Raw genomic sequence first — 20,448 nt, forward strand, 5'->3', positions numbered from 1 at the left:
CTTCTGCTACACCATGCGTACTTATAGGCTAGAATATCATCAGATTTTCTAGCCTTTTTGTTATGTCCACTACTACACCACAAAATATCCCCAAAGCAATTGGCTTTCTCATGCTATCAGCGCTGCTTTTTTCCATTATGGGGGTTTGTATACGCTATGCATCCCACACAGTAGATAATGCCACCATCGTATTTTTTCGCAATGCGGTTGGCTTATTGATCTTTCTACCTTTGATCCTACAAAAGGGCAGCACATTTTTTAGAACTGAAAAACTGTGGATGCATACCTGGCGTTCAATCGTAGGCTTGGTGGCAATGTATGGCTTTTTTTATGCCATCGCACACTTAAAACTCTCCAATGCCATGGTCTTCACCTATTCCTCGCCGATCTTCATCCCCTTAATTGCATGGTTATTTTTAAAAGAAAAAATGACCCTGAGTATGCTCATTGCCGCAGTCATTGGTTTAATCGGCGTGCTCTTCGTCGCAAAGCCCGATGCAGGAATGTTTAATCAGTTATCATTCATCGGACTGACCGCAAGCTTCTTGGCAGCCATGGCATTTGTCACTGTCCGTGCCCTTACAGCAACCGAGCCGCCTGAACGCATCGTGTTTTATTTCTGCTTTTTTGGCACACTCATTTCCATGATCCCGATGTTCTGGCTTTGGCGTCCTTATAGTTTCAAGGAGTTTGCTTTTCTGATTACAGCGGGGCTTTTGGCCAATATCAGTCAAATTTTTATGTCCAATGCCTATAAGCTTGCACCCGCAGGTCAAATTGGCCCCGTGAACTATATCGCGATTATTTTTGCGGGTATTTGGGGCTTTGCACTGTGGCAAGAATTGCCAGATATTTACAGCCTATTCGGTTTTGCTTTTATATTTTTAGCGATTTTGCTATGTAGTCCGTTCCTACAAAATAAGTTTAAAAAGTCATAAATATCCATTCATTTACCTTCAAACGCACAGCCCCTTATTCAATAAAAAAAGCACCCGAAGGTGCTTTTTTAATGGCTCACTGCGAACTTATTGGTACCAACCAAACAGTTTCAGAATATAAGGAGCATAAGTCACGATCACCAAAGCTGGGAACAATACAAGGATCGGTAAAATCCAACGTTCATAGCGATAATAGAAATTGGTGTATTGGGCTTTTGCTTCTGCATCTGCTGCCCGTACCTCTTCATCCCCGACGGAGAGTCGTGTCAATAAGTGATTCAGCGCTACAGGTGGCGAAACATAACCGAGCTCAAAGGCAACCAAAACGATCATCCAGAAGTGAATCGGATGGATACCATTTTCGTAGGCTACTGGTGCAATCGTTGCTGCAACCAAAATTACTGCCCCGAATGGATCTGTCGTCATACCAATAATCGCCAATAACAATGCGATAAAGGCCAACGAAATATAGATATTGCCCAAATGCGTTGGTAATAATTCAACGATTTCTGTCCGTTCAATCAAACCGCCGACACTTGCCGACAAGGCCATTAAGATAATTAATGCGCCAATGTGTCCAACCGTTTCTGAAGAAGCAAACCAAATTGAACTACCGAAACCACGACGGTTAGCCCCATGTCCACCATGTTCACGCATGAACTCAGAACTTTGCTCATGTTGTAAGCTGAGTTGTTCATGTGCATCTACAGTTTGCGAAGTAAAACGATCTGCAAACCAACGGTCAAACATAATGTAAACAATCAGAATGATCGGTAGAACCACAGGGGCAGTGAATTCATCCATTTGCGTATCTAAACCGTACTTGTAGAAAGCAATCACAAGCAAGGTCAGTACGATATACGGAATCACGGGAATGAATGCTTTCAGCATGCCCGGAATAGCCACTTTCGGCGATGCCACACGGAAACGTGTTTCTGCCAAGAACAGTGAAATACCCAAGAACAAGAATGCTGTGAGCCAGAACACATAGATACCGTGATCAAATAGTTCATCTGACGTGACATGGCGGCTATCAAGCATCGAGATCAAGATAATCAATAGACATGGACGGATGACCACACCTAAGGAACCTGACATTGCAGATACAGCGAGTGCGAACTGACGACGAGAGCCAGAGTTCCACACTTCTTTATAAATAATTGCACCGGCTGCTACAACGAAGATCCCTGAAGCGCCGGTATAAGCAGTTGGAATAGCCGCGGCAATCAGAATTAACCACGTCAAAGTCTCAGGTGCTAAGTTCCATGGACGTAGAATCCCCAAGAACAAATCCATCACGCGCGTTTGGGTCAATAACATCCCGGCCCAAATAAACAGTGCAAGGTTCAGGAAAATCCCAGAGAATTCGACCAATTGTCCGAGGTAAATCCCCTGACCCATTGGGTAGTCCATAAAGAAGGTAAATGCTACACCCGTAATAATCGCCATAAAGGCATACAACGGTACACTCAATAGCGCAAAACCAATATTCCCCGGACCCGGCTCTTTCGCAGCAGGTGGTTTAAAGAACTGATAAATACTGATGAGCGTGACAATACCAAACAAGGCTAACCACAACCAATATACCGCCAAGGTTTCTGTGGTCGATTTCACCCCAGAATTTAGGACTGAATTAAACTGACTATATACCGAGAAGGTTAATAGGCCATTCCCAATCGCCATGAATAAAGCATAGACTTTATAATCCAAGCGTGTTGTTGGCGCACGTAGACCAATATGATGGAACTTCACTGAAGCAGTAATGGCAGACACCAAGACCATCAGTAAAAGAATCAATACACGGTTTTCGGAACCAAATTTAAAGATGCCAAAGAATGTCGTTTCAATCGCACGATAAGTACGAATACTTGGATGCTCATCTAAATAAGCTTTTGCTTTGTCATAAAATTGGAATTTTTCTTCACATTGCTGTACACCTGCCATGACTGATGCACGTACATCAGATTCAGATGCTGTACCAAAAATATCTGCAAATTCGTCAGCCGCATTGGCTTTCATTTGCGTTTGCACCATTTTATCTACATCTGGGTGGCGGTCACAATCTGGCTTGGTCGGTTCTGCACGTAAAAATGAATACTGCATCCCAATGCTTTCATTACCATACAAACGTTCACCAGTACGCAGAAGCTGACCATGAATCATCTCCCCTGTCCCGATAATCAATGTAAGCAGAAGCAAGATCAACACGACTAGAGTCGAAATCCATTCTGTCCAGACATACCTTAACAGCCCGACGATGCCGGATCTGTTTTGTGTATCATTTTGCATGAGTCTTCCTATTTTTTATTTTGGAGCCTAGCGGGGCTAAGCATCCTTTTCCTTATCGGCTCGAGAAGTTCCTTTCCCTGACCTAACTGTTTTATTATTACGTTTAAATTTGCATCAATATTCAAAACATTAAAATGACAATATGTATTTTCTTTTCGGTTTTTTTTGTCAACCCATTCACCTAAAGTGCGTTAGCGATCCCAGAAATAATTACCAATAAGATAAAACACGGCGATGACAATGCCCCAAATCACCCCCAATAAATGGGCTTCGACTAAAACGGGGCTTCCTATTAATTCTGCCGTTCCGGTATTCCCTACGGTATTTTCCCACACCAATTTTGCCAAAATCAGCAAGAGGACAAAGGCTGCAAAATTTCGCTCCCGTTTATACATTAAATGTACGCAAGCGACCGCAACATAGGCGCCATGCAAGACACCAGATAATCCTGCATAGGCTTCAATATCGGGGAGGAAAAAATAGAAACTCAGACTGATTAAAGGGGATAAAATCAATAAGATGGCAACAAAATGCCATATTGAAACTCTTGGAAAAATAAACGGTAAGCAGATAAAAGCCAACATATTTAAAGCAAAATGAATCCAACCGACGTGAACCCAATGGGCCGTCCATAAGCGCCAAAAGTCATGAAATAAATCATCTTGCCAGTAGATAAAATAGTCTTTAAATACCTGTAGCGAGGCACAGATCGAAACGAATACGGCAAGAAAGACAATTTTCGGAATTAAAAATTGTGTTTTCATTTTCGCTCCTCCTGTACCTCACATTTGGACTACATGCTTTATTAATTTGTTGCAGCACCACTCGTTTCTATAGCACCACTGGTTTCAGCATCGCCACTAAACAAATCATCGAGTTCTGAACTATTGGCACTTTCATCCCAGAAATGTTCCATACCATCATCGCCGGTACGAACGCCTGTATGTTCAGTCCAATAACGATCTGAAATCCCTTTCACCATGCTTTCAGCCATACTATCGATGAGCTTAAATTGCGGGTTAACAGGTTTTTCATCGCTACGTGCCTGTGCAAAGGTACGTAAGGCATCACGGATTTTCGCATCATCGCCACTGGCTTGTGCAGCAACTGCATATAACGCATGTGACAGTCTTACACCTTTTTGCTCACCAATTTGCGCTGATTGTTTTAAGGTTTGGTATGGATCAGGTTTGCCATCTCCAGCACCCGGCAGTAACGTCCAGATCACAGCGCGGGTTGCATTTGGTGCGCCCCAGAATTTTTCATTATTCAGACACACCATACCGCGTTCAACAATCGCAGCAATATCTTTCGGAACGTTTACCGCCCCACCTGAATTAATATCATTGGTCATGGCCTGTAAGCCACTTAACATTCCCAACATATACACTGTTTGGTCAATGTCGCTGTTCATTTTTGGACAGCCTTCACCTAGACTTTTCTTATACTTCTTTTCAAAACGATCTTGAAATAATTGATAGCCGGTATATTGACGCTGTGCCGCAAGTGCCGCCCAACGCTTTTGCTCAACACGAGCATCCTGTGCTTCGGTCACTTGGTTGGCTTTAGATGCACGTAAATAACGTAACTCTGCATCCAAGGCTTTTTGTTCTGCACAAATCCCTGCTGCTGAATACATCAACACTGCCACACGTGTTGGGTCTGCGCCCATATCTTTGGTGGCCATAATAGCTGGAGTTAATGAATTACCTGAATTACACACCATTTCAGCATCTTCCATGGCTAAAATGGGTGGCACAATATGTTTTTCGGTAAATCCGAGTGCAACATTAGCACCGGTTTTTACAACCTGCGAACAACCCGCGAATAATGTACTTGTTATTGCTACAACTGCCACACCCTGGCATATTTTTTGGACGCTCGACATTTTCCTGTCCTCTATAATTGTGTTTATGTCCATCACGACAAACATATCAGAAGCAAAAAATGAATAAAAGAGTATTTGCTCTAATTTGAACGACACACTGTGCCATGAATCACACTGAATGCAATTGACTGATTTTTTACAAAGACTAAATTTTAGGCAAAAAAAAGTAGCATAGCGACGGTTCGGCACATGCTACTTATTAACTGTGAAAGCGTTTGACTGCTTATTTTTGAGTTAACTGTTCCTTCAGCACTGTTCCTAGTCGTCCTATAACAATTGCTAACACAATCGCTATTACCAGAAACATCCAAGTTGGCATCATCATGATGATTTCCTTTAACGGCTGTTGGTAAGGCTAATATATAGGCAGAGAATCACCGCACAGCTTAAAATTGTCAGACAATTTAAATATTTTGCCAATAAAATCCAATCCTGTCAGACAAGATTATTTTACCTACAAAATAAGATAATGAAATATGTGCATTTTATTGAATTTTAAAAAATAAGGCTGTCTAACAATTAGATCATTTTGGCCAATACTTTGAGTGATTTCCACTGTTTCAATGACAATTGATCGCGCCAAATAATCACTGGTTTTGCACGTGCATGCATAAAATACACCACAATATACATTTGATGATCCAAAATATGGCTTATTTGAACGCGTTGCACCGGGCGGTTGAGTCGTTGCAAAGACCAATCAGTTCCATCCAAATAATCTAGACTGGTGACGTCTAAATGCTTACGGAAAAACAATACATAAACCACCAGTCCAATGAGGAAAAATATCCCCCAAAGCATGGGTGTTAGTAACTGATAAAGCAGCGTCATCAATACCGCAAAAATAAAAAACTGAAACGCATGCGATAAAAAACTGCGTTTCAGTTTGAATTGCCGATTATCCATGAACGTAATGTTTTAATTTTTGAATAAACGTTTTTAATTCAGGACGTGGCGGTTCACTAACTTCCATAAACCAATCCAACAAATCTGGATCTTCTGCAGCAACGAGTTCTGCAAACATGTCTTTTTCAGCTGCATCGGCTTGTAAATAGTAATTTTTGACGTAGGGATCAAAATAAACATCAATCTCTTTTAAACCACGACGTGCACGGTAGATCACTTTACGCTCTTCTAAGCTGATTTCATCAGTCATTGTCTTCCCCAATCGTTGAACCGGTCTAGTGTAACTCATCCACCCCATTGAAGTGGAGTGTTTTCACAGATTGACCGAATGCTTCATCGCATTTCCTGCTTTTGAATGTTCTGCACATTGCAGTCACTCGCTGCATCTTATAAGTTGAGACAAAGCCATAAAAATGAATAGGATATTCAAAATGCAATCTGGAGCGATTCGCCCACTCAACAACATGCTGCCACGTCAATTATTTAATGCAGAACATGATGCATTTCGTGAAACAGTACGAAAATTTTATGAAAAAGAAGTTGTGCCCAATATCGAAAAATATGAAAAACAACAACATGTTGACCGTGACTTATGGAATAAAGCCGGTGCCATGGGCTTGCTTTGCCCGACCATGCCCGAAGCTTATGGCGGCTATGGTGTAGACCGACTCTATAGCATGATTCTGATTGAAGAGCAGGCCTATGCCATGGACTCCTCTACTGGCTTTTCACTGCATTCCGACATCGTGGCCAATTATATTCATAACTTTGGCAATGAAGAACAAAAGCTGCATTGGCTGCCGAAAATGGCTTCTGGCGAAACCGTGACTGCCATTGCAATGACCGAACCGGGCACAGGTTCAGACCTACAAGCCGTACGCACAACTGCTACAGAAGATGGTGATTACTATATTATTAATGGGTCAAAGATTTTTATCACCAATGGCTATTTATGTGACATGGCGATTGTGGTCTGTAAGACAGGCAATAGTGAAAAAGGCTCAGCTAATTTATCGCTAATTATCGTCGAGGCAGATCGCGTCGGTTTTAGTAAAGGCAAACCTTTAAACAAAATTGGCATGAAAGGTCAGGATACCTGTGAACTGTTCTTTGATAATGTCCGCGTCCCTAAAAGCAACTTACTCGGCATGCAAGGTATGGGCTTTATGATGCTGATGAAGGAATTGGCTTGGGAGCGTATGTTGGTTGCGATTATTTGCCAAGCCGGTGCAGAAGCAGCCTTTGCGCACACAGTTCAATACACCAAAGAACGTAAGGCATTTGGCAAGACCGTATCAAGTTTCCAAAACACCCGTTTTAAATTGGCAGAACTACGTACTGAGATCGATTTTTGTCGAGCTTATCTAGATCGCTGTATGGAACTACAACTTGAGGAACAGCTCGGTATTGACGCTGCAGCCGCTGCTAAATACAAAATTTCAGAAATGTTTTCCAAAGTTGTGGATGAATGTCTGCAGTTGCATGGTGGCTATGGCTATATGCTTGAATATCCAATTGCACGGGCTTATATCGACAATCGAGCCAATCGTATTTATGCAGGTACCAATGAAATTATGAAAGAGCTGATTTCCCGCTCTTTATAACAACAAAGCCCATCATCTGATGGGCTTTTTTCATTCTTTCGATATCAACTTAAATCATTCACAAAATCACAGATCAGTGCAGTGACCAATGCGGGTTGCTCTTTATGCGGCATGTGATGAAGCCCTTCCAAAATCTCTAGTTCAGCATCACCTTGTATACCCGAAAAAAGTTTCTGAGCTTGTGCTGTCGTCCCGTATTCATCCAGTTCTCCATGGATGATCAAGCTTGGACACTGTACTTTTCCAACATATTGCTCGAGGTTCCATTGACGAAAACTCGGTGAGAGCCAAGTTTCAGTCCAAGCATCCAAAACCCATTGGGCTTTATCCCCATGATATTTAGCCAAGCGTTCAAGTTGTCCCAGCTGCGCAAACCCTGTTTTAGCTTCACGTATACCCGATAATGTCAGTTCTTCCACTTCATACTGTGCTGCTATGGAGATCAGACCTCGACATTGTTCAGTATATTCACTGGCAATCACAACAGACATTCCCCCACCGACACTATGCCCCATCACAATAAACTGTTGAATGGAATAATGTTGAAGAAGCGCCTTAAAGCCCTGCTGTGCTTCGGCATAGACAAAATCAGTACTTAATACATCAGGATTTGCTGACGAACGACCAAAACCCAACCGATCATAAGCAATGACCTTTCTGCCAGACGCAGAAGCCAATTGCGCAGGAAAATCACGCCACAAATCCACACTCCCCAGTGAATCATGCATCAATATAATCGGGGCCAAAGTTACATCTTTATCTGCTGTTTCAGGCTGCCAAGCTTTGGTATATAGCTCATAATCATTTAATTTTATAAATTCTGAATGTTCTTGAATATTCACATTAACCCTGTGTGCTTTTCCTTATTTTCAACATGATATATTTTTCAACAAATAAAGCGCATCAAATAAAACCCAAAAGTCACTCATCTAAAGCAAAAAAAAGGAGCGTGATGCTCCTTTTTCTATAACTGCCTTAAGAAACTAATCTGGGTTTAGCCGCCACTTGATCTGACTTTTTTTCAAATTTCAGCACTCCATCTTCAAATGAAGCATGCTTTAATTCTTTACGATCTGCCAAATAGTTATTGCTGACTTTCCACGGTGCATGTTTACCCTGTTTTGGCATCACATCTGCTGCACGTGCAATATAGCCTGAGGTCAAACTGCCCATCACCGTATCTTCTAACAACTCGGTCGCATCACCTTGAGGAATCACTTGGTTGTAATCATTTTGATCCATATAGTTAATCAATTTACAGATGTATTCAGAAGCGATATCAACTTTTAATGTCCATGAAGCATTAATATAGCCAATAATCATCGCCATATTTGGTACATCACTGACCATAACACCACGATATAACATATGTTTAGAGGTATTCAGTGGTTCTCCATCAATTGTGGCACTGATCCCGCCTAAAATTTGAATGTTGAGACCTGTAGCAGAAATTACTACATCTGCATCAAGATGTTTACCTGATTTCAATTGAATGCCATTTTCAGTAAAACTTTCAATTTGATCAGTTTCAACAGATGCACGGCCTTCACGTAAAATTTTAAACAAATCACCATCTGGCACCACACAAAGCCGCTGATCCCAAGGATTATAATCTGGGGTAAAGTGCTTCATATCCACTTTACCTTTCAATTGCAACTCAATTGATTTTAATAAAAACTTACGGAGTAATTTAGGTTGCTTTTGTGCAACAGCATAAACAGCCCGTTGGACACCGATATTTCGTGCACGGGTAAGTTTATAAGCAACATCTTCAGGTAATACTTTACGCATTTTGTCGTAAATGATGTCAATAGAAGGTACTGAGGCAATATAGGTTGGAGAACGCTGTAGCATAGTCACATGCCCTGCACCGCCTTTTGCCATAGCTGGTACCAGTGTAATCGCTGTTGCGCCACTACCAATAATCACCACTTTTTTGCCTGCATAATTAAAATTTTCAGGCCAATGCTGTGGATGAATAAAAGTACCTTTGAAATTTTCCTGCCCTGCGAACTCAGGTTGGAACCCTTGGTCATAATTATAATAACCCGTACAGCCAAAGACGAAATTTGCAACCCAGGTTTGTTGTTTCTTCTTCGCATCTTCAATAACAACAGACCATTTACGAGTTTGTGAGTCGTAATTTGCACTCACCACACGATGTTGAAAATGAATTTTTTCTTTGATCTTATATTCGTCAATCACTTCAGAAAGGTAGCCTTTAATCGAAGACCCATCAGCAAGCACACTAGATTTTTTCCACGGCTTAAAATTAAAGCCAAAAGTTGACATGTCCGAATCAGAACGAATACCCGGATATTTAAAAAGATCCCATGTACCACCGAAACTTTCACGACGTTCAATAATTTCAAATGAACGATTTGGACATTTTTTTGAAAGATGCGCAGCCAAACCTACACCGGAGATCCCTGCACCTACAATGAGAATATCAACTTGTTTTTCCATGTTGTTCTTTTAACCTATCTTAGATTTATATTTATTAAATCACATTTTTGACAATGCACAATGTCAAGTTTAAGCAAAAGGCGATTTATTTTTATCTTTTAAGGACAAATTGAATTATTGTCTAACAATATACAGCCAACACAAAACTGCAGGCATTAAAAAAGGTCGGTTAAAAACCGACCTTTTTTAGAACAACGTACGCTGCTCTTCACGAAATTAGTTAACTTCGCGATCTACTAGCTCAACGTAAGCCATCGGTGCAGCATCACCTGCACGGAAGCCCGCTTTAAGAACACGTAGATAACCGCCGTTACGTTCTTTGTAACGAGGGCCAAGAACGGTAAATAATTTACCAACAGTTGCAGCTGAACGAGTACGAGCAAACGCTAAACGACGGTTTGCTACAGAATCGACTTTAGCTAAAGTGATTAAAGGCTCAGCAACACGACGTAATTCTTTTGCTTTAGGAACAGTAGTTTTAATTAACTCGTGTTCGAACAAAGAATTAGCCATGTTTTGGAACATCGCTTTACGATGACTGCTTGTACGGCCTAATTTCACACCACTATTACGATGACGCATGGTGATAGTCCTACTTAATTAACGGCTACGATAAGCAAAGCGATCGTCCATGCGGAGGCTAGCCGGTGGCCAGTTCTCTAAACGCATGCCCAATTGCAAGCCTTTCGATGCCAGAACATCTTTAATCTCAGTCAACGATTTTTTACCTAGGTTAGGAGTTTTAAGCAACTCAACTTCAGTACGTTGAACAAGATCGCCAATGTAGTAAATATTTTCTGCTTTCAAACAGTTAGCAGAACGAACAGTAAGCTCTAGATCATCTACTGGACGAAGCAAAATCGGATCAACTTCTTCACGAGGCTCTTGAGCAACTGGTGCTTGATCTTTCTGAAGATCAACAAAAATTGCAATTTGTTGTTGCAAGATTGTTGCCGCTTTGCGGATAGCTTCTTCAGGATCAACAGTACCGTTGGTTTCAAGATCAATGATCAATTTATCAAGGTCAGTACGTTGTTCTACACGAGCGTTTTCCACTGTGTAAGACACACGTTTGATTGGGCTGTAAGAAGCATCTAATTGCAAACGACCCACTGGGCGAGTTTCACCCTCAGGGAAGCGTGAATCAGAAGTCTCATAACCACGACCTTGAGAAACTTTCAGGCGCATTTTTAATGAGCCAGAAGCACTTAAAGTACCGATCAAATGTTCAGGGTTAACCACTTCAACATTGTGTGGTAAACGAAGGTCAGCGGCTGTAACGTCGCCAGGACCTTGTTTTTCCAATGTCAGATAAGCTTCATTTTGATCGAACAGCTTAATAGACAATCCTTTTAGGTTCAGCAAGAGCTCGACGATGTCCTGCTGCAAGCCTTCCAAAGTACTGTACTCGTGCTCGACACCTTCAATCTCTACTTCAACCACGGCTGCGCCAGGTAAAGAAGACAAAAGGATACGACGTAAAGCATTACCAAGAGTATGACCAAAGCCACGCTCTAATGGTTCTAGAATAACTTTTGCCGAGGTCCCGCTTGCCGCTTCGACCTTAATCGCTTGCGGAGTTAGAAACTCATTTGCAGTACGCGTCATTATTGCTACCTCAAGGATTATTTAGAATACAATTCTACAATCAAGCTTTCGTTGATTTCAGCAGGTAAATCAGAGCGATCTGGTGCAGCTTTGAATGTACCTTCCAATTTAGAATGATCAATTTCAATCCAAGATGGAATGCCACGTTGAGTCGCTAACTCAACTGCGTTTTTGATACGCAATTGTTGTTTAGCGCCTTCGTGAACTGCAACAACGTCACCAGCTTTAACTTGGATAGACGCGATATTAACACGACGACCATTTAAAGTGATTGAACGGTGAGATACAAGCTGACGAGCTTCTGCACGTGTAGAACCAAAACCCATGCGATAAACAACGTTATCTAGACGGCTTTCAAGAAGTTTCAACAAGTTTTCACCTGTTGCGCCTTTAACACGAGCAGCTTCTTTGTAGTAGTTACTAAATTGACGCTCTAAAACACCGTACATACGACGTACTTTTTGTTTTTCACGTAATTGTAGTGAGTACTCAGATTGTTTGCCGCCACGAGCGCCACCATGTTGGCCAGGTGCTTTAGCAGCTTTTTTTGTTTTGACGTCAAATGGTTTAACGCCAGATTTTAATTGCAGGTCTGTCCCTTCGCGGCGAGAGAGTTTGCATTTTGGACCAATATAACGAGCCATGAATGTTTCTCCTTACACGCGACGTTTTTTAGGTGGACGGCAACCGTTGTGCGGGATTGGCGTCACATCGGTAATGCTGTTAATTTTATAACCCACTGCACCTAAAGCACGAACCGCAGATTCACGACCTGGACCAGGACCTTTTACAAGGACGTCCAAGTTTTTCAAACCGTAATCTAAAGCAGCTTTACCAGCAACCTCAGCAGCTACCTGAGCAGCAAACGGAGTTGATTTACGTGATCCACGGAAGCCTTGTCCACCAGAGGTAGCCCAAGCCAGTGCATTACCTTGACGATCGGTAATAGTCACAATGGTGTTATTAAAAGAAGCGTGAATGTGTGCAACACCTTCAGAGACGGTACGAGTGACCTTCTTGCGTGTGCGAGTATCTTTAGCCATCTTTTAGCTTCCAGAAATCTTATTTCTTAATAGGTTTGCGCGGACCTTTACGGGTACGTGCGTTAGTTTTGGTGCGTTGACCACGGACAGGCAAGCTGCGACGATGACGAAGACCGCGGTAGCAGCCTAAATCCATTAAACGTTTAATGTTCATGGAAATTTCGCGACGTAAATCACCTTCGGTAGGAACCTTAGTAACTTCTGCACGAATCGCATCAAGCTGAGCGTCATCTAATTCACGAATTTTAGTTGTTGGTGCAATACCAGCAGCAGCTAAGATAGCTTTTGCAGTGTGGCGACCAATACCAAAAATGTACGTTAGAGAGATAACAGCATGCTTGTTATCCGGAATGTTTACACCGGCAATACGAGCCATTCAATTTTCTCCAAAAAGGCAGTTAAGATAATCAACCGCCCGACAAAATCTTTGAGGGGCGGATAATAACCTAATTAGCCTACTGAAATCAACAGGTCTTGATCAGATTAACCTTGACGCTGCTTATGACGAGGTTCTGCGCTGCAAATTACGCGAATAACCCCATTACGACGGATAACTTTACAGCTACCACAAATTTTCTTTACAGAAGCTTGAACTTTCATAATGAAACCTCTAAGTGCGCTTATCCTTTCGGATGAGCAGTCGTTTTACGCATTAACGATTGATTGTCATATTGATGCGATGTGAGATGAGCTTGAAGCTGAGCCATAAAGTCCATCACCACCACCACTACGATCAGTAGAGACGTACCACCTAAGCTAAATGGAATACCAAATGAACTTTGTAGAATCATCGGCATTAAACAGATGATTGTGATATAAACCGCGCCAATAAAAGTCAAACGATTCAAAATATGATCTAAATAGCGTGCAGTTTGCTCACCAGGACGAATACCCGGTACATAAGCACCACTACGTTTTAAATTCTCTGACACTTCTTTCGGGCTAAATACTAGCGCAGTATAGAAGTAACAGAAGAAGATAATTAATGCGCCAAATAGCACCAAATACATCGGTTGACCCGGCGACAATACGAGTGCCAAATCTTGTAGGCCACGTTTAATCACGCCAGCATTTGGATCTGCGCTGCCTACCCATTGCCCTAAGCTCGCTGGGAACAATAGCAATGAACTAGCAAAAATTGCAGGAATCACACCCGCCATATTAATTTTTAATGGCAAATGTGTTTGCTGGGCAGTAAATACACGACGACCTTGTTGTTTTTGAGCATAGTTTACCGGAATACGACGCTGCGCCTTCTCAATAAACACAATTGCTGCTAACACTGCAACAGACAGCAATGCAAAAATTGCAAGACCAATTAAACTTGATTGGCCATTATCTACTGAGGTTAAAGATTGCAGAACCAAGTTCGGCAAACCAGCAACAATACCAGCGAAGATGATCATGGAAATACCATTCCCTACTCCACGCTCTGTAATTTGCTCACCTAACCACATCAGGAACATTGTACCTGCAACTAAAGAAGTTACAGCAGGAACGTAAAAAGCAAGTCCACTAGTCAAAGTAATATTTTGACTAATCAGACCTGCACACATCCCAACAGCTTGCACAAGTGCAAGAAACAATGTGCCTTGTCGCGTATATTGATTGATCTTACGCTTACCTTGTTCGCCTTCTTTCTTTAAAGCTTCCAGCGAAGGAACAACCGTAGACATTAACTGCACAATAATCGATGCAGAGATATACGGCATAATCCCAAGAGCAAGAATTGACATACGCTCTAATGCACCACCTGAGAACATGTTAAACAAACCAAGGATCGTACCTTGGTTTGCATTAAACAGATTCTCTAGTGCGGCATTGTTAATGCCCGGTACTGGAATATGTGCTCCCAGTCGAAAAACCAACAACGCCCCGATGAGGAACATCATACGGCGGATAATTTCACGATATTTCACATGAAAAGGCTGGCCTTTCATCATGTTAACATGACCTGTCGAACTAGGAGTCATAGACACTGGGGATTACTCCTCGACTTTACCGCCAGCAGCTTCAACAGCAGCTTTAGCGCCTTTAGTCAATGCAACACCTTGAACAGTGAACGCACGAGTAATTTCACCAGAAAGTACGATACGTGCACGTAACATATCTTTACGCACAACGTTAGCAGCTTTTAAAGTTTCAAGAGACACGATGTCGCCTTCAACTTTAGCGAGTTCTGATAAACGTACTTCAGCAGTTTTCAAAGCCATTTGGCTAGTGAAACCGAATTTAGGTAAACGACGATATAACGCAGTTTGACCACCTTCGAAACCAGGACGTGTACCACCGCTCTTACGTGAGTTTTGACCTTTGACACCACGGCCACCAGTCTTACCAACGCCAGAACCGATACCACGGCCTAAACGTAGGTTGTCACGCTTAGCACCTTCTGCAGGTGCAATTGTATTTAAACGCAGAGTCATGGCTTATTCCTCTACACTAACCATATAGTAAACTTGGTTGATCATACCACGGTTAGAAGGCGTATCTTGCACTTCAACTGTATGACCAATACGACGCAGACCTAAACCTTTAAGGCTAAGCTTGTGATTTTTCAAGCGATGCGATGAAGATTTAGTCTGGGTAACTTTAATCGTTTTCATGATTGATTACCCTTGAATTTGTGCTACTGATAAACCACGTTTCGCAGCAACTTTCTCAGGAGAAGTCATATCACGCAAACCGTTAAAAGTTGCGTTTACTACGTTAGCAGCGTTAGTAGAACCATAACACTTAGTTAATACGTTACGTACACCTACAGCTTCTAAAACTGCACGCATAGCGCCACCAGCAATTACACCAGTACCTTCAGAAGCAGGTTGCATGTAAACGCGGCTTGCACCGTGACGAGCATTGATAGGGTGCTGAACAGTACCGTCAACAAGGTCAACAGTAATCATGTTGCGACGAGCAGCTTCAAGTGCTTTAGAAATAGCAGCTGGAACTTCACGTGCTTTACCACGACCAAAACCTACGCGACCATTACCATCACCCACAACAGTTAATGCTGTGAAAGAGAAGATACGACCACCCTTAACAACTTTGGCTACACGATCAACGGCAACCAGCTTTTCAACAAGACCTTCGTTTTGTTCAACTTTAGCCATGATTAGAACTCCAAGCCGTTTTCACGAGCAGCATCAGCCAAGGCTTTGATACGACCATGATATTTGAAACCAGAACGGTCAAATGCAACTTTAGTTACACCAGCCGCTTTAGCACGTTCTGCAATTAAAGCACCAACTTTCTGAGCCGATTCAACGTTACCAGTAGTACCAGCACGTAGAGTAGCGTCTAAAGTAGAAGCTTGCGCTAATACTTTGCCACCATCTGCAGAGATAACTTGAGCATAGATGTGACGCGGAGTGCGGTTTACACACAAACGAGTCGCACCCAATGCACGGATGTGCAAGCGTGTGCTTTTCGCACGACGCAAACGGGATTGTTTCTTTTCGTTCATAAGAACCTCGCGCCTTATTTCTTCTTAGCTTCTTTACGAAGTACAACTTCGTCAGAATAACGAACACCTTTACCTTTATAAGGCTCTGGCGGACGGTAACCACGGATTTCTGCAGCAACTTGACCTAATTTAGCTTTATCAGCTGATTTAAGTACAATTTCAGTTGCAGTAGGAGTTTCTGCAGTTACACCTTCAGGAAGGTTGTAGTCGATCGGGTGAGAGAAACCAAGGTTAAGGTTAACAATATTACCTTTAACCGCAGCTTTATAACCAACACCGATAAGCTGTAACTTACGTTCGAAACCTTCGTTAACACCTTTTACAAGATTGTTAAGCACAGCGCGAGCAGTACCAGCTTGCATCCAAGCATCTTTAGATTCAGCTTTAGGAGCAATAACTAGAGTACCGTCTTCCTGTTTTAGCTCGACCAGCGCATGCAGGTTGAAAGACAATGTACCTTTGCTGCCTTTCACTTCGACCTGCCGGCCGTTCTGAGTAACTGTAACACCGTTAGGTACAGTTACTGGGGCTTTAGCCACACGAGACATGAGGAATCACCTATTAAGAAACAAAAGCAATAACTTCACCACCGATACCTGCAGCACGTGCAGCGCGATCAGTCATGATGCCTTTGCTTGTAGAAACAATTGCAATACCTAAACCTTGCTTAACGCTAGGAAGTGCATCTTTACCGCGATATTGACGTAGACCTGGACGGCTTACGCGTTTCACAGTATCAATAACTGGTTTGCCTTCGAAATATTTTAAAGTAATCGTTAAAGTCGCTTTGCCTTCATTATCAGCAACAGCTACATCAGCGATATAACCTTCTTGTTGAAGTACGTTAGCAATCGCAACTTTCAACTTTGAGTTTGGCATAGAAACAGTTTGTTTCTTTGCCATTTGTGCGTTACGAACACGTGTTAGCATGTCGGCAACGGTATCTTGCATACTCATTTATAGTGCTCCTTACCAGCTTGCCTTAACAACGCCCGGTACATCACCTTGCATTACTGTTTCACGTAATTTGTTACGGCTTAAACCGAACTTACGGAAGTAACCATGAGGACGACCAGTTAAACCACAACGGTTACGTAGACGTACTGGAGACGCATTACGTGGTAATGCTTGAAATTTCATCATCGCTTCGAAACGTTCTTCGTCTGATGCATTTACGTTTGCGATAATTGCTTTTAATTCAGCACGTTTCGCAGCGTATTTAGCAACAGTAGCTTCGCGTTTCAATTCGCGATTAATCATACCTTTCTTAGCCATATCGACCTCTTATTTGAACGGGAAGCCGAATGCACGCATAAGCGCACGGCCTTCGTCATCGGTGCGAGCAGTCGTAGTGATGGTAATGTCCATACCACGAATACGATCAATCTTATCAAAATCGATTTCAGGGAACATGATTTGTTCCTTAAGACCCATTGAGTAGTTACCACGACCATCAAATGATTTCGCAGAGAAACCACGGAAGTCACGGATACGAGGGATCGCGATAGAGATCAAACGGTCTAAGAATTCGTACATACGTTCGCCACGTAAAGTAACTTTACAGCCGATCGGCCAACCATCACGGATTTTGAAACCAGCGATAGATTTACGAGCTAAAGTAAGTACTGGTTTTTGACCAGCAATTGCTTGCATATCAGAAAGAGCGCCATCTAACAATTTCTTGTCAGCTGATGCAGCACCAACACCCATGTTGATGGTAATTTTTGTAATGCGAGGGATATCCATCACATTCTTAACGCCCAATGTTTCTTTTAATTGAGCCTTAAGTTCGTCGTTGTAACGCGTTTTAAGTCTGGCCATTGCCTAGTCAACCTATTACTTCGCTACCGCCACTGATTCACCATTAGATTTGAATACGCGAGTTTTCACGCCTTCAATCACTTGGTAACCAACACGGTCAGCCTTTTGGGTTGTAGCATTAAAAATTGCCACGTTAGAGATATGAAGCTCAGCTTCTTGAGTTACGATGCCGCCTTCAGCGCCAGTAGCTCGGTTAGGCTTTTGATGCTTCGTTACCAAGTTAAGGCCTTCAACCTTAACACGGTCATTTGAAACAGACAAAACAGTACCTTGTTTGCCTTTTTCTTTACCTGCGATCACAATTACTTGATCGCCCTTTTTAATCTTAGCCATGAGTGCCTCTTATAGAACTTCAGGAGCCAATGAAATAATTTTCATGAACTGTTCAGTACGAAGTTCACGAGTCACTGGTCCGAAAATACGAGTTGCAATCGGCGCTTTGTTGTTGTTCAAAATAACAGCTGCGTTATCGTCGAAACGAATAACTGAACCATCTGCACGACGGATGCCGAATTTTGTACGTACAACTACAGCATTCATCACGTCACCTTTTTTAACACGTGCGCGTGGAATAGCTTCTTTTACAGTAACTTTAATAATGTCGCCAACAGAAGCATAACGACGATGTGAACCACCAAGTACTTTAATACATTGTACGCGGCGAGCACCACTGTTGTCTGCTACGTCGAGCATACTTTCGGTTTGAATCATTGCCCTACTCCAAAACCGAGCATCACCGGTCGCAATTTCGAAAGGCTCAAAGAGTACTCGAAATTGACCGATGATGCAAGAACGTTTAATTACTCAGCAGCAGCTTCAACAACTTCAACTAAAGTCCAAGACTTAGTTTTAGACATTGGGCGGCTTTCTTTGATGCTTACTACGTCGCCAACTTTAGCAACATTGTTTTCATCATGAGCGTGTAATTTAGTTGAACGGCGGATTAATTTGCCATACAACGGGTGTTGAACGCGGCGTTCGATAAGAACAACGATAGACTTGTCCATCTTGTCGCTAACTACTTTACCGGTTAACGTGCGAACTGTTTGTTCACTCATTGTCCGTTCCCCTGTTTTTCGGTAAGGAGGGTCTTAATACGAGCAATTGTCTTACGAGTAAGCGCAACTTCGTGCGATTTACCCAATTGACCAGTTGCTTTCGCCATACGAAGACGGAATTGGTTAAGCTGTTGCTCATCAAGCAAAGCTGTCAACTCTTCTACCGACTTTTCACGTAGATCATTAGTTTTCATTACATTACCGTCCGAGTCACGATAGTGGTTTTAAACGGAAGTTTTGCAGCAGCAAGCGTAAACGCTTCGCGAGCAAGTTCTTCGTTAACACCATCAATTTCGTACAAGACTTTACCTGGTTTGATTTGGCAAACCCAGTATTCCACAGAACCTTTACCTTTACCCATACGAACTTCTAATGGTTTTTCAGTAATTGGTTTGTCTGGGAAAACACGGATAAAGATCTTACCACCACGTTTAATACGACGGCTGATTGTACGACGCGCTGCTTCAATTTGACGTGCTGTCATTTGACCACGTTCAACTGATTTAAGTGCAATAGTACCAAAAGATACTGAGCTACCGCGATGTGCTAGACCAGTGTTACGGCCTTTTTGCACTTTACGGAATTTAGTACGTTTAGGTTGTAACATGGATTATTCTCCTTTTTCAGCAGAACGATCATTGCGACGACCACGACGCTCTTGACCTTCACCACGACCACGGCCACGTTTAGCTGGACGTTCTTCAGCTGGAGCTGGGTTCATGACTTGTTTCATGCCGCCCAAGATCTCACCACGGAAGATCCATACTTTAACGCCGATCGTACCGTAAGTAGTCTCAGCACGCATAGTAGCATAGTCGATGTCAGCACGAAGAGTATGAAGAGGTACACGACCTTCACGATACCATTCAGTACGAGCAATCTCAGCACCACCTAGACGGCCTGAAACTTCTACTTTGATACCTTTAGCACCAGCACGCATAGAGTTTTGAACCGCACGCTTCATAGCACGACGGAACATTACACGTTTTTCTAATTGAGAAGCGATTGCCTCAGCAACTAAACGAGCGTCTAAATCTGGGCGATCGATTTCGTTGATACTTACTTGCGCAGGAACACCCATAATGGCTGTTAATTCGCGTTGTAATTTCTCAATGTCTTCGCCTTTTTTACCGATCACGATACCAGGACGTGCAGTGCTAATAGTTACTTTAGCTGCGCCTGTAGGGCGTTCGATAAGAATATTGCTCACCATCGCATTCTTAAGTTTTTTAGTTAAAAACTCACGAACTTGAAGATCTTTTAGCAAATATTCAGCATATTGTTTCGGATTCGCATACCAGTTAGCGTTATGACGTTTCACAACACCTAGGCGGATACCGATTGGATGAACCTTCTGACCCATA

29 protein-coding genes and 1 pseudogene are annotated in these 20,448 nt (G+C 42.4%); 2 read left to right on the forward strand and 28 right to left on the reverse strand.

Annotation, left to right across the window (positions count from 1 at the left end; translation table 11 throughout):
* Positions 1-62 precede the first annotated feature (62 nt).
* On the forward strand, positions 63-938 hold the full coding sequence (locus tag B1201_RS03940) for a DMT family transporter (RefSeq protein WP_078192447.1): 876 nt from the start codon (positions 63-65) through the stop codon (positions 936-938).
* Positions 939-1,025: 87 nt separating this feature from the next.
* On the opposite strand, the gene B1201_RS03945 is transcribed toward B1201_RS03940, so the two are convergent.
* The 5 genes from B1201_RS03945 to B1201_RS03965 all read right to left on the reverse strand — a co-directional run bounded on the left by B1201_RS03945 (position 1,026) and on the right by B1201_RS03965 (position 6,271).
* Complete coding sequence (locus tag B1201_RS03945) at positions 1,026-3,227, reverse strand: TRAP transporter large permease subunit (RefSeq protein ID WP_078192448.1); 2,202 nt, start codon at positions 3,225-3,227, stop codon at positions 1,026-1,028.
* Between the two features lie 191 nt (positions 3,228-3,418).
* Entirely contained in the window at positions 3,419-3,991 is a 573-nt protein-coding gene (gene rrtA, locus B1201_RS03950) for a rhombosortase (protein WP_078192449.1), read from the reverse strand.
* Positions 3,992-4,032: 41 nt separating this feature from the next.
* A complete protein-coding gene (locus tag B1201_RS03955; protein WP_078192450.1) occupies positions 4,033-5,115 on the reverse strand; it encodes a hypothetical protein in 1,083 nt (360 codons plus the stop codon).
* A gap of 519 nt (positions 5,116-5,634) precedes the next feature.
* Positions 5,635-6,021, reverse strand: coding sequence for a hypothetical protein (locus B1201_RS03960; RefSeq protein ID WP_078192451.1), 387 nt, complete (start codon positions 6,019-6,021; stop codon positions 5,635-5,637).
* Positions 6,014-6,271, reverse strand: a complete 258-nt coding sequence (locus B1201_RS03965; protein ID WP_078189264.1) for a succinate dehydrogenase assembly factor 2 — start codon at positions 6,269-6,271, stop codon at positions 6,014-6,016. Before B1201_RS03965 ends, B1201_RS03960 begins: the two co-directional genes overlap by 8 nt.
* A gap of 181 nt (positions 6,272-6,452) precedes the next feature.
* Here B1201_RS03965 and B1201_RS03970 point away from each other — a divergent pair, with 181 nt between their 5' ends.
* Entirely contained in the window at positions 6,453-7,625 is a 1,173-nt protein-coding gene (locus tag B1201_RS03970; RefSeq protein ID WP_078192452.1) for an acyl-CoA dehydrogenase family protein, read from the forward strand.
* A gap of 44 nt (positions 7,626-7,669) precedes the next feature.
* Here the strand turns inward: B1201_RS03970 and B1201_RS03975 are convergent, their stop codons facing one another.
* The 23 genes and pseudogenes from B1201_RS03975 to rpsC all read right to left on the reverse strand — a co-directional run bounded on the left by B1201_RS03975 (position 7,670) and on the right by rpsC (position 20,447).
* Positions 7,670-8,467: an alpha/beta fold hydrolase gene (locus B1201_RS03975; RefSeq protein ID WP_228144752.1), complete on the reverse strand. Its 798-nt coding sequence runs from the start codon at positions 8,465-8,467 to the stop codon at positions 7,670-7,672.
* Between the two features lie 133 nt (positions 8,468-8,600).
* A complete protein-coding gene (locus tag B1201_RS03980; protein ID WP_078192453.1) occupies positions 8,601-10,091 on the reverse strand; it encodes a flavin-containing monooxygenase in 1,491 nt (496 codons plus the stop codon).
* 216 nt (positions 10,092-10,307) lie between these two features.
* The gene (gene rplQ, locus B1201_RS03985; protein ID WP_005012953.1) at positions 10,308-10,673 is read right to left on the reverse strand and encodes a 50S ribosomal protein L17; all 366 of its coding nucleotides are present in this window, start codon (positions 10,671-10,673) and stop codon (positions 10,308-10,310) included.
* Between the two features lie 18 nt (positions 10,674-10,691).
* Entirely contained in the window at positions 10,692-11,699 is a 1,008-nt protein-coding gene (locus B1201_RS03990; protein ID WP_004650465.1) for a DNA-directed RNA polymerase subunit alpha, read from the reverse strand.
* A gap of 17 nt (positions 11,700-11,716) precedes the next feature.
* Positions 11,717-12,343: a 30S ribosomal protein S4 gene (rpsD, locus tag B1201_RS03995; protein ID WP_078192454.1), complete on the reverse strand. Its 627-nt coding sequence runs from the start codon at positions 12,341-12,343 to the stop codon at positions 11,717-11,719.
* Positions 12,344-12,355: 12 nt separating this feature from the next.
* Positions 12,356-12,742: a 30S ribosomal protein S11 gene (gene rpsK / locus B1201_RS04000; protein ID WP_001040166.1), complete on the reverse strand. Its 387-nt coding sequence runs from the start codon at positions 12,740-12,742 to the stop codon at positions 12,356-12,358.
* Between the two features lie 19 nt (positions 12,743-12,761).
* Positions 12,762-13,118 carry a 30S ribosomal protein S13 gene (gene rpsM, locus B1201_RS04005; RefSeq protein WP_078189269.1) on the reverse strand — a complete coding sequence of 119 codons (357 nt, stop codon included), beginning with the start codon at positions 13,116-13,118 and terminating at the stop codon, positions 12,762-12,764.
* A gap of 107 nt (positions 13,119-13,225) precedes the next feature.
* A complete protein-coding gene (gene rpmJ, locus B1201_RS04010; RefSeq protein WP_000867907.1) occupies positions 13,226-13,342 on the reverse strand; it encodes a 50S ribosomal protein L36 in 117 nt (38 codons plus the stop codon).
* Positions 13,343-13,362: 20 nt separating this feature from the next.
* Entirely contained in the window at positions 13,363-14,682 is a 1,320-nt protein-coding gene (gene secY, locus B1201_RS04015) for a preprotein translocase subunit SecY (RefSeq protein ID WP_171263746.1), read from the reverse strand.
* Positions 14,683-14,727: 45 nt separating this feature from the next.
* Positions 14,728-15,168, reverse strand: a complete 441-nt coding sequence (gene rplO / locus B1201_RS04020; protein WP_078189271.1) for a 50S ribosomal protein L15 — start codon at positions 15,166-15,168, stop codon at positions 14,728-14,730.
* A gap of 3 nt (positions 15,169-15,171) precedes the next feature.
* Complete coding sequence (gene rpmD / locus B1201_RS04025) at positions 15,172-15,348, reverse strand: 50S ribosomal protein L30 (RefSeq protein WP_005012961.1); 177 nt, start codon at positions 15,346-15,348, stop codon at positions 15,172-15,174.
* Between the two features lie 6 nt (positions 15,349-15,354).
* Entirely contained in the window at positions 15,355-15,852 is a 498-nt protein-coding gene (gene rpsE, locus B1201_RS04030; RefSeq protein ID WP_067762902.1) for a 30S ribosomal protein S5, read from the reverse strand.
* 2 nt (positions 15,853-15,854) lie between these two features.
* Positions 15,855-16,205: a 50S ribosomal protein L18 gene (rplR, locus tag B1201_RS04035; RefSeq protein WP_067762903.1), complete on the reverse strand. Its 351-nt coding sequence runs from the start codon at positions 16,203-16,205 to the stop codon at positions 15,855-15,857.
* 14 nt (positions 16,206-16,219) lie between these two features.
* A complete protein-coding gene (gene rplF / locus B1201_RS04040; RefSeq protein WP_078189272.1) occupies positions 16,220-16,753 on the reverse strand; it encodes a 50S ribosomal protein L6 in 534 nt (177 codons plus the stop codon).
* A 13-nt stretch (positions 16,754-16,766) separates the two neighbouring features.
* The gene (rpsH, locus tag B1201_RS04045) at positions 16,767-17,162 is read right to left on the reverse strand and encodes a 30S ribosomal protein S8 (protein ID WP_078189273.1); all 396 of its coding nucleotides are present in this window, start codon (positions 17,160-17,162) and stop codon (positions 16,767-16,769) included.
* 12 nt (positions 17,163-17,174) lie between these two features.
* Positions 17,175-17,480 carry a 30S ribosomal protein S14 gene (rpsN, locus tag B1201_RS04050; protein WP_067762906.1) on the reverse strand — a complete coding sequence of 102 codons (306 nt, stop codon included), beginning with the start codon at positions 17,478-17,480 and terminating at the stop codon, positions 17,175-17,177.
* 9 nt (positions 17,481-17,489) lie between these two features.
* Positions 17,490-18,026, reverse strand: coding sequence for a 50S ribosomal protein L5 (rplE, locus tag B1201_RS04055; RefSeq protein WP_067762907.1), 537 nt, complete (start codon positions 18,024-18,026; stop codon positions 17,490-17,492).
* A 15-nt stretch (positions 18,027-18,041) separates the two neighbouring features.
* A complete protein-coding gene (gene rplX, locus B1201_RS04060) occupies positions 18,042-18,359 on the reverse strand; it encodes a 50S ribosomal protein L24 (protein WP_078189274.1) in 318 nt (105 codons plus the stop codon).
* Positions 18,360-18,368: 9 nt separating this feature from the next.
* Positions 18,369-18,737 carry a 50S ribosomal protein L14 gene (gene rplN / locus B1201_RS04065; RefSeq protein ID WP_005012978.1) on the reverse strand — a complete coding sequence of 123 codons (369 nt, stop codon included), beginning with the start codon at positions 18,735-18,737 and terminating at the stop codon, positions 18,369-18,371.
* Between the two features lie 89 nt (positions 18,738-18,826).
* Positions 18,827-19,084, reverse strand: a complete 258-nt coding sequence (rpsQ, locus tag B1201_RS04070; RefSeq protein WP_078192456.1) for a 30S ribosomal protein S17 — start codon at positions 19,082-19,084, stop codon at positions 18,827-18,829.
* On the reverse strand, positions 19,081-19,278 hold the full coding sequence (rpmC, locus tag B1201_RS04075; RefSeq protein WP_005012982.1) for a 50S ribosomal protein L29: 198 nt from the start codon (positions 19,276-19,278) through the stop codon (positions 19,081-19,083). The genes rpsQ and rpmC overlap by 4 nt, the downstream gene beginning before the upstream one ends.
* Positions 19,278-19,691 carry a 50S ribosomal protein L16 gene (rplP, locus tag B1201_RS04080; RefSeq protein ID WP_068909575.1) on the reverse strand — a complete coding sequence of 138 codons (414 nt, stop codon included), beginning with the start codon at positions 19,689-19,691 and terminating at the stop codon, positions 19,278-19,280. Before rplP ends, rpmC begins: the two co-directional genes overlap by 1 nt.
* Positions 19,631-20,447 (reverse strand): annotated as a pseudogene (rpsC, locus tag B1201_RS04085) (30S ribosomal protein S3). The gene rplP and the pseudogene rpsC overlap by 61 nt, the downstream one beginning before the upstream one ends.
* Between the last annotated feature and the right edge of the window lies 1 nt (position 20,448).

This window comes from Acinetobacter sp. ANC 5600, from assembly GCF_002018395.1.
In the GTDB taxonomy this organism is placed as follows: domain Bacteria; phylum Pseudomonadota; class Gammaproteobacteria; order Pseudomonadales; family Moraxellaceae; genus Acinetobacter; species Acinetobacter amyesii.